This is a genomic window from Methylovulum psychrotolerans (assembly GCF_002923755.1).
Taxonomy (GTDB): Bacteria; Pseudomonadota; Gammaproteobacteria; order Methylococcales; family Methylomonadaceae; genus Methylovulum; species Methylovulum psychrotolerans.
Genome location: NZ_PGFZ01000006.1, coordinates 234705 through 244075 on the forward strand (window position 1 = coordinate 234705; position 9371 = coordinate 244075).

General features: G+C 49.8%; 9 protein-coding genes. 6 read left to right on the forward strand and 3 right to left on the reverse strand.

From position 1 onward, the window contains the following. Nucleotides 1–548 precede the first annotated feature (548 nt). Nucleotides 549–1670, forward strand: coding sequence for a replication initiation protein (locus tag AADEFJLK_RS14405; protein ID WP_103974743.1), 1122 nt, complete (start codon nucleotides 549–551; stop codon nucleotides 1668–1670). A 199-nt stretch (nucleotides 1671–1869) separates the two neighbouring features. Here AADEFJLK_RS14405 and AADEFJLK_RS14410 read toward each other — a convergent pair whose 3' ends face one another. After that, on the reverse strand, nucleotides 1870–2928 hold the full coding sequence (locus AADEFJLK_RS14410) for an OmpA family protein (protein WP_103974744.1): 1059 nt from the start codon (nucleotides 2926–2928) through the stop codon (nucleotides 1870–1872). A gap of 707 nt (nucleotides 2929–3635) precedes the next feature. On the opposite strand from AADEFJLK_RS14410, the gene AADEFJLK_RS14415 reads away from it, so the two are divergent. The 5 genes from AADEFJLK_RS14415 (at nucleotide 3636) to shc (ending at nucleotide 8441) form a co-directional block, all read left to right on the forward strand. Next, a complete protein-coding gene (locus tag AADEFJLK_RS14415; RefSeq protein ID WP_088619457.1) occupies nucleotides 3636–3866 on the forward strand; it encodes a DUF883 family protein in 231 nt (76 codons plus the stop codon). Nucleotides 3867–4110: 244 nt separating this feature from the next. Beyond that, nucleotides 4111–4968, forward strand: coding sequence for an ice-binding family protein (locus AADEFJLK_RS14425; RefSeq protein ID WP_103974746.1), 858 nt, complete (start codon nucleotides 4111–4113; stop codon nucleotides 4966–4968). A 21-nt stretch (nucleotides 4969–4989) separates the two neighbouring features. Continuing rightward, nucleotides 4990–5424, forward strand: coding sequence for a phage holin family protein (locus AADEFJLK_RS14430; protein ID WP_088619459.1), 435 nt, complete (start codon nucleotides 4990–4992; stop codon nucleotides 5422–5424). Continuing rightward, complete coding sequence (locus AADEFJLK_RS14435; protein ID WP_088619460.1) at nucleotides 5421–5828, forward strand: hypothetical protein; 408 nt, start codon at nucleotides 5421–5423, stop codon at nucleotides 5826–5828. The genes AADEFJLK_RS14430 and AADEFJLK_RS14435 overlap by 4 nt, the downstream gene beginning before the upstream one ends. A gap of 639 nt (nucleotides 5829–6467) precedes the next feature. Next, complete coding sequence (gene shc / locus AADEFJLK_RS14445) at nucleotides 6468–8441, forward strand: squalene--hopene cyclase (protein ID WP_103974747.1); 1974 nt, start codon at nucleotides 6468–6470, stop codon at nucleotides 8439–8441. Between the two features lie 176 nt (nucleotides 8442–8617). Here the strand turns inward: shc and AADEFJLK_RS14450 are convergent, their stop codons facing one another. Then, nucleotides 8618–8848, reverse strand: a complete 231-nt coding sequence (locus AADEFJLK_RS14450) for a hypothetical protein (protein WP_088619462.1) — start codon at nucleotides 8846–8848, stop codon at nucleotides 8618–8620. Between the two features lie 186 nt (nucleotides 8849–9034). Continuing rightward, the gene (locus tag AADEFJLK_RS24070) at nucleotides 9035–9220 is read right to left on the reverse strand and encodes a hypothetical protein (RefSeq protein WP_146054613.1); all 186 of its coding nucleotides are present in this window, start codon (nucleotides 9218–9220) and stop codon (nucleotides 9035–9037) included. Between the last annotated feature and the right edge of the window lie 151 nt (nucleotides 9221–9371).

Genomic DNA, 9371 nt, shown 5'->3' on the forward strand with positions numbered 1-9371 from the left:
TGAAAAAAGCCTTATTTAGATTCTCCCCACCCCATCCCTCCCCATCAGGGGAGGGGGACGGATTCCATTGCAGCTTGTTGTTTTTACTTAATTAAAATACTAATCCAATATCTAGTGGCTAAGTTGCTTATTCTAATATTAAAAACTTGATGATCGAGTATTAAGAGATGATTTTTGCCGAAGCTGCCGTTAATATCCGACTTTTGGTGAGATCAGTTGTTGTAGTTGTTTTAATTGTTTTACCTGTTTTAATGTTTTCGGAGGCTTTTTTTCTTTTAAAGTCAATATATTACAGATGTAAAGGCTTGGAATTTGTTGTGAAAGGCTTGGAATTTGTTGTAAACTGCCAGAAATTCGGATTTAGAGTGGCTTTTTTGCAGGTTTGATTGTGATATTTACTGGTTTCACAACAAATTTCAAGCCTTTCGCGTTTTTTTGCAAAAAGCTGTGCTATTTTTTATAAAATTTATTTATATATCAAATGGTTAAATTTAAACCTGTGAAATTTCCTGTTACTTTTATTTTAACAAACAATAAGTTATTAGATTATGGCTAGGAAAAGACAAAAACCACTACCAAATTCTTTAATCGTCACACAAGCAAATGAATTGGTTGAGGTTAGGTATAACCTGCCTTTAGGCGAACAGCGTTTAGTGTTGACTATGATTTCTAGAATTCAGCCTGATGATGCAGATTTTAAACCTTATCGTGTCAGTGTCAGTGATTTTGCTGAGTTTTTGGGGATATCTAGAGATTCGGCGTATGCAGAGTGTAAAAAAATAACAGCAAAATTATTGACTAGAGTATTGCATATTAGGGAAGAAGGCAGATTATTGCAAATTGGCTGGATGTCGTCCGCTGAATATATTGACGGCTCAGGTGTAGTTAATTTGACTTTTGATCCTTTGCTTAAGCCTTATCTCTTACAACTGAAATCCAGTTTCACTAGTTGCAAGTTAACGATGCTGTTGAGTTTTAAAAGCCAGTATACCATGCGAGTTTATACCTTGCTCAAGCAATACGAGAAGTTGAAGGTGCGGGAAGTTGAAATGGAGTCGTTGCGGGATATCTTGGGAGTAAGAAAAGATTTACATGTGGAATACAAGAATTTTAAAATTAATATCCTTTTGCCTACACAAAAAGAACTCGCAGAGAAAGCAGATTTAATGTTTGAGTTTGATGAAATTAAGTACGGTCGCCGTGTCGGAGCGATACGTTTCCGAATATCTACCAAAAACCCAGCGATTCCATTATTGCCTAGTGATGACATGTCGGCAGTTAATGAGGTTAGCTATCTTACCCTTGAACTTAGTTCTGTTAACAGGTTCTCTGACCCTTCAGTTCAAGACTTATTGTCGCTTATTTCTGAGCAGCACCGAAATAAAAAAACGGTACATACGGCGTTAGAGATTTTTAGCAAAAGGCATGGTTTTGACTACGTCAAGCGCAATATTTTGTATAGCAACGCTAAGGCAGATAAATCTTACGCCGGGTTTTTAAATAATGCGCTTAAGGCGGATTGGGGGCATGATTGGGATTTGGAACAGCAGGCATTACCTAAAAAGAAACCAATGGAAGTATGGGAACGAAATGGATTTGTGAGTAGGGAACAATATGACGATTTTATGTATAGAAAGCAAATGGAGAATTATGGCCTAGCTATTAACTAGTACACAGCTCTCGAAATAGATCGGATAATTTACAAAACTAAAGGCTTCCCAATATAAGTCCAGCGAAATGGCTTAGCCAGATACACTTTTTGGGATGGGGTGCGTAACATCAGTTTTTAAACAAAAAAACCCGCTATAAAAGCGGGTTTGAGCCGCCTAACGATGGAAGGCGGCAAGGGGGGCAAACCTTAAACAATAATCAATTTTCAATCCAAATCAGTTCAACCCGACGGTTTTCGGATTTTCCTGCTTCAGTGGCGTTATCGGCAATCGGATGGTCTTCGCCATAACCTGTTGCTCTTAAACGGTTTCTGACCCCTTTGGCTCTGAGGTATTCAACCACGGAGGCGGCACGGCGTTGTGACAATTTCATATTGTACGCATTGCTGCCTTCGCTGCTGGTGTGGCCTTGGACTTCAATATCGTTTTTCTGCGGGTAAGCAGACAAGCTTTCGGCAACGCCGTTAAGAAGTTCTTTGGCATTCGGAGTCAACTCGGCGGAGTCAAACATGAAATGTTGGCCTTTGAGCACCAATTTGACCGGGCAACCTGCATTATCGACAACGCTGCTTTCTGGGGTTCTTAAGCAACGGTCTACGCAATTGTTGACACCATCATGGTCGTCATCCAAGGTGCTGCAATCTGGGGCGGCTACAGCCACAGGTACATCGGCAACCGGTGTTTCAGCACGCGCGACATAAGTCGGTTTAGCGCCAAACGGGATAACAAAACCGACATTGACTGTCATGTCGTCGAATTCGGTCGTGCCGCGTTGGACATGGGTCTGGTTGTTATCATAGCGGTAGCGGACATCACTGCGCAGCAGGAAGTTGTCGGTCACGGCATAAGTCAAACCTAAACCCGCTTCGGCAATAAAGCCTATGGCGTTACGGCCACCAAGATAGGTGTTCATGCCACCTGCGGCAACGACCGCATAAGGCGCCAATCTTTGGCGGGAAAAGAAATACTGCAAATCGACTGTACCGCCCGCCAATTCCCAATCTTTACGCGTACGGTCACGATCAAGCTCATTGTAAAAACCCTTGATTTCCAAGTTAATGTGCTGGTTGATCATTTTACCCAAACCTAAGCCTGCGCCCCAACCGTCATCGGAATGGCGGTCGCTGTCAGTCTTGATAAACGTACCAAATGGGGCAAGATACCAACGGTTATCTACGGGTTGGTCGGCAGCGTGTGCAAGCGGCAAAAAGCCCATGCTGGTGAGTGAAGCGATGGTAAGCAAGCTTTTTTTCAACATAATAATTTCCTTTAGGTGTAGTAAAAAGTGGCGATTCATACAAAGGCTGTCATAGTGCCGCCAATTCAGGACGCAGGTTTAACGTGCTTCGTTTTTGCAATCATTTTGGCTGATGTCCACTCTGAGAGAGCACACCCCCGACACTTAAGTAGAGCCGGTATTGTTAAAGAAAATTGAGTCTGGCCACCGCCATAAAATACCGTTTGGACAAGAGGTGTTATCAAAAATCTTAAGGCATAGCGTAAGCCTAACAACGGCTTTGGTCGGTGCGTTAGCGAACATAAATGGGGGTTTTGGCAAAAAATTTGTGGGGTTTGCCTAACTTATGTTGTGTATAGGCCACGATAATCCGTGTTAGGCGTGTTTACGCAACAATAAATGACCCAAAAATGTGGCTTAAAATAGGGATATTTACCGCTTCCCCAGACGTAATGTCGGCGGCTTTGCCAAGAACAACGCGAGGGTCGCCTGATATGTGCGTTAGCGAACGGTTTTTGCTGGATTTTGCCGTTACAGTAGCTTTCAGTTTGTGCAGCCAAATACGCCGCCTATCATGAGCTTGAGTACGCTTTCGGTACGTCGGCCTTTGGGGATGCACAGGAAGGCCCCGTCAAAATCACTTAAGCGGCTACGTTACGCTAAGGCGGTTTGGTGCCCTTTAAGCTCGCCTACACCCAACCATTGACTTAATTAACCAGGAAATCCTTATGGAAACTATCGATAACGCTTTTACCTCCGCCCATGAAGCGGTTGACAAAATAGCCACCGCCGCCAGCCAAGCGGTTGACGCACTGGGCGAAAAAGGCGAACAACTGAAAGATGCCGAGCATCGCTTAATGGACAATTGCCACGGCTATGTCCGCGCCAACCCAGTCGCCTCAATAGGTATCGCCGTAGCGGCAGGCTTTATACTGAGCCGATTATTAAGTGGCCGTTAAGTCTGACCATAATTAACGCCCCTTCCTAACCAATAATCCTACCAATACGTTACCTATAAGGTATTGGTAAACCGTATTCTGTCCGCCACCCCGCTTTAGCGGCGTTAAAACGAAGGGCACGAGGTTTTTGCCGCTTACCGCTTGGCATACCTCGATATTTTTCGGGTTTGGCGCTTTCTGAACGTAAGCGATGGTTGGCCGCATTGCCGGGATTTGACACCGAAAACTGCTTCGGGAAAATGTGATGAAAAACCCCAACTATTTACCGCTACTGTCCTGGGCAGTAATCGGCGCACTGTATGCTTTCCCTTCGGTTGCGTCGGCAGCCATTTTGACTGCGGCACAAAGCTTCGCGGTGTTAGGTTTCGCGGGCGTGACCAATGCCCATAGTGACCCTAACCCACAAACTAAAATTTGGGGTAATGTCGGGACAGACCCGTCAGTGCTGTCCTCCATCACAGGCTTTCCTCCGGGCGTTGTGACAGGCGGGGCGATCTATGGCCCAGGCAGCCTCTCTTTAGCGGCCCGCAACGATGCCGACAGCGCCTACAATTTTTTGGCCGGACTGCATGGCGATAATGTCGGTAATGCCCAACTCGGCGGCCTCACCCTGACTCCGGGTGTTTATCATTTTGACAGCTCAGCCCAATTAACCGGCATATTGACGCTGGATTTTCTGGGCAACCCCAATGCAGATTTTGTGTTCCAAATAGGCAGCACCCTAACGACCTCAAGCCATTCCGCCGTTAATGTGATTAATGGCGGCGCACTCAGCGGCGTTTATTGGCAAGTCGGCAGTTCCGCTTCATTGGGTGCGGACAGCTTTTTTGCAGGCAATCTTATTGCCCAAGCCAGCGTCAGCCTTGAGCCACGCGCCGAAATCCTGTGCGGGCGCACCTTCGCGTTAACAGGGGCGGTGACGTTGAGCGACAACCGCATTTCCAGCAACTGTGCCGCCGAAAACTTCGCTAGTGGCCACGTTGACTACCAGAGCATTGGCTTTAGCGGTAGCCAGAGTGTCCCCGAAGCCCCGACCCTAACCCTGATCATTATCGGCGCCAGCAAGTTATTGCGCAGGCGTTCGGTATTGGCCAAAGAGTAAAAAAGTAAGGCGGCAGACTTAATGGATACGGACACAGTAAAATCAGGACAGGCCGCATCTGGTGGCGCGGCGCGGCAGGATGCCAGCATCTGGGAAGACGTTGAGTCCTTATGGTACCAGTGGCGGGGTCTAGGTTATGAACAATTCCACCTCGCCGCCTTAGAAACCCGGCGGGCGGGCGAAAGCTTGGTGGTGATGCTGATAGCCGGCGTAATGCTGGCGGTATTGTTGCTCGGTGCGTGGCTGGGCATCCTCGCCGCCGCGGTCTTGGCGTTAATCGGCCAGGGCTGGCCTGCCAGTGGGGCGTTATTAGTGGCGGTCATGGTCAACCTATTGCTGGCGTTGGTGCTGGCTTGGGTGATCCGCCGCAAAAGCCGTTTTTTGCAATGGCCCGCACTGGTGCATAGCCTGCAACCCAAACCCGCCCAGCAACATCTAAACAAGGCCGCCCGATGATTTTTTTGCCTAACCGCCGCCAAACGCCGTCCTTGTCCGCACAAATCCGTGCCAGCGGACGGCGGGTGGCGCACCGTCAAAAGCGCATCAGCGACGATACCGCGATACTCAGCCAAAAAATTAAACGCCAGCTCGCCGCCCCACCCAATTTGCTCTTGGCAAGCGGCATCGGTTTCATTATTGGCGAGATAACCTATCGTCCCCCAGTAAAAAGCGGCCAGCCCGATAACAAAAGCACCACAACCCGTTCGCCTTTGACAATCGCCCTGAGCCTGATTTCATCAATCCGTACCTTATACACGGCTTTGCCGTTAGTTTGGCTGATGAAAGCCGCCAAACCGAAGCCGCCCAAACCAAAAACCGCCCACCACTTGCCAGCGTCCCGTCAACCTTGGAATGGGTAAGAAATCATTTAGGCGAACGCTAAAGGGTAGGGGGCTTGGAGTGGGGCGCAGGCATCTTGTCCGCAAAACCCGCGTTTTAAAGTACGGTTATGCCGACGTTATTTTAGGCGGTCGCTTCACCCGATCATCGGGTTTAAGCCCAACGCTTTTATGTATCCCAGCGTACAGACACTTTTTAAAGATAAGCCCATAATCTGTCTGCAAGCAGGGGAACCGCCCGCAAATCCTCTAAAACTGCCGCACGGCAACAGCGCGGCGCTTTATCCCAACAACTCTTTTTAAGAAGATACCCTATGAAAGCAATGCCCATAGCCATTTTTATGGCTTTATTTTTAGCCGGATGCGCAGTGGCGCCCGTTGGCGGTGGCGCTATCGTTGGTGGCGGTGGTGGCGTAGTCAACGTCAGACCCGCTTACCCACGGCCTGGCCCAGGTTATGTTTGGCAAAACCATCCCCGCCAAGGTTGGGGTTGGCATCATCCCAATTATGGCTGGCACAGAGGCTGGCGATAAGCCCCGCCTTTACAGCGGACAAAGCCTGCACGGCAAGGCCGGAAGGCCTTGTTGTGGTGACTTAATACTTAGCCAAAGATGGGCTTAAAGGCCAAAGCACCCCGATATAGCCATTAGAGACCCCATTATGTTTAGAGATACCACATCATCTTCGTCTGCGGATTCTGCCGCCCCCGACAGCCAAGGCCATCACCCCACACGGCTAGACCAAGCGATTGCCCATGCTAGGGGGCCACTGCTGGCGTTACAACAGGAGGAGGGTTATTGGGTGTTTGAGCTGGAAGCCGATTGCACGATTCCCGCCGAATACATATTGATGATGCACTTCGTCAATGAAATAGACGGGCCGCTCCAAGCTAAAATTGCCAATTTCCTGCGCCGGCACCAAAATGGTGACGGCAGTTATCCGCTGTTTAACGGCGGATCGGGTGACCTTAGCTGTACCATCAAAGCCTATTACGCGCTAAAAATGGCGGGCGATACAGACCAAGCCGCCCATTTGGTCAAAGCCCGCGAGTGGATATTAGCGCAAGGCGGCGCGGCGCGGGCCAATGTCTTCACCCGCATTCTGCTGGCGATGTATGGCCAGCTGCCTTGGCGTGGCGTACCTTTCATGCCCGTAGAAATCATGCTGCTGCCCAAATGGTTCCCTTTCCACTTGGACAAAGTGGCCTACTGGTCGCGTACTGTCATGGTACCTTTATTCATTCTCTGCACCTATAAAGTCCAAGCGCGTAACCCCCATAACATCAGCGTCGCCGAGCTTTTTATCACGCCGCCAGAGCAAGAAAAACACTATTTCTCCCTTATTAAAACGCCGTTAGGTAAAGCCATTTTGGCGTTAGACCTGATCGGGCGGCAATTGGAGCCGTTAATTCCCCATTTTGTCCGTCGCCGGGCCACCGCTAAAGCCCTCGCTTGGTTTATGGAACGCTTAAATGGCTATGATGGTTTGGGCGGCATTTTCACGGCGATGGTCAACGCCTATGAAGTGATGGATTATTTAGGGGTTCCCGCCGACGACGCACAGCGGCGCATGGCCAAAGCCGCCATTGACCGCTTGTTGGTCATTAAAGAGGATGACGCTTACTGCCAACCTTGTGTCTCCCCCGTCTGGGATACCGGATTGGCGGTTTTAGTCTTACAGGAACTGGCCCGCTATGGCCCGCACCAAGCGACCCAGTATAGCCTCACATCGGCATTGTCTTGGCTGGCCAGCAAACAACTGGGTGATGAAGCGGGTGACTGGCGACGTCAGCGGCCTGATTTGCCGGGGGGCGGTTGGGCTTTCCAGTTCGGCAACGGTTATTATCCCGATGTCGATGATACGGCGGTCGCAGCTTTAGCCTTGATACAAAGTGAAGACCCGGCTTTTAAGGGCCATATCGACCGCGCAGGGCTATGGATAGCCGGCATGCAATCGCGCAATGGCGGCTATGGGGCGTTTGATGCGGATAACGGCCATTTTTATCTCAATCATATCCCGTTTGCCGACCACGGTGCCTTGATCGACCCGCCCACCGCCGATGTCAGCGCCCGCTGCCTGTTGCTGCTGGGCAAGCAAGTCCGGCAATACCCGCAATACCGTGGCGTGATTGACCGCTGCCTTGTATTTTTACGCAAAGCGCAGGAAGCCGACGGCAGTTGGTTTGGCCGTTGGGGCACGAATTATATCTATGGCACTTGGTCGGTGTTGACAGGCTTTGCCAGTGTCGGAATACAAGCCAGTGACCCTAGCGTCCGCAGAGCCGTTGCTTGGCTAAAATTAAAGCAACGTGACGATGGGGGCTGGGGTGAGGATAACCGCAGCTATGAGCATACCAAACTACGCGGAGAATTTTCCGCCAGTACGGCATTCCATACCTCGCTGGCAATTTTGGCCTTGCTGGCCGCAGGGGAAACCACGGGCGCGGAAGTTGCCGCAGGCGTGGAGTATTTACTGAAAACCCAACAGGCTAATGGGGTTTGGCACGATGATAATGCCAACGCGCCTGGGTTCCCCAAGGTTTTCTACTTGAAATATCATGGCTATAACACTTATTTTCCACTGTGGGCATTGGCACGTTACCGGAACAGCCAAATTGCCGCCCTAACCCATTGATGCATAATTGTAAGGCGACTTTCTCTTGGGAGTGCGGGCAAGATGCCCGCGCTCCCAAGATCTGTACCGTTTAAGGTGTACCTGAATGCTTTCCTACCCATTCCTTAGCTGGCGTTAAGGCCAGTTTGAAGGGCGAGGAATCAAACAGCGGCCTTTGATTCCCCGTAAGAAATAACCTAAGGCTGGGCTGGCGGTGTGACAATCACCGTAGTGCTGTCACCTGGTTTGCCGGCTTCGCCTTTATTGCCCGTATTGCCTTGAGCACCGGTATCGCCTTGGTTGCCTGTTGCCCCCTTAGCGCCAGCAGGACCGGCAGGACCTGCCGGGACATTGACGACAGTAGGTTGGTCACAAGCAGTAAGGCCTAATACGGCAAGCAGGGCAGAGAGTATCATCAATCGGTTCATAGAAAATCCTTAAGCGAAAAGAGTAATAAAAATGCTTGCAAAGCGTCAGACCGCACCTAAGCGGTTTGCTTTGAGCGTAGAAAGCATAAACTTTTCTCCCCGGCAATTCCGTTCGTTGGCACACATAAGCAGGTATGCACCTGCTTAACACCACTTAGGAACGTGCATAAATAACCTCGGCAAACCTTAGCGTGAGGCCGTTGCTTGTTTGGAACGCGGGCATCTTGCCCGCACGGGCAGGCCGCACAGGCAATAGGCTTGCTGGACGTGACCACACAACAGGTGTTGTGTATGGACGTGGGGCAGAGAGAAAAATGGTAAGGTTTTCTTATCCATGCCGACTGATAAGTTGGGTAAGCGCTTGAGCAACATAAATCCTTCGCTGCGAGACAGGAGTCGAGTAGTCCCCAGAAGCGATAGTGCCTGTGTTTTCACGAAGCGAAGCGGAAGTGAAAATGCAGGCTATACGAAATCGCGTCGAGTCATTGGAGAGCATGTGAGCCACCCCTTGTTGGGTGGCGAG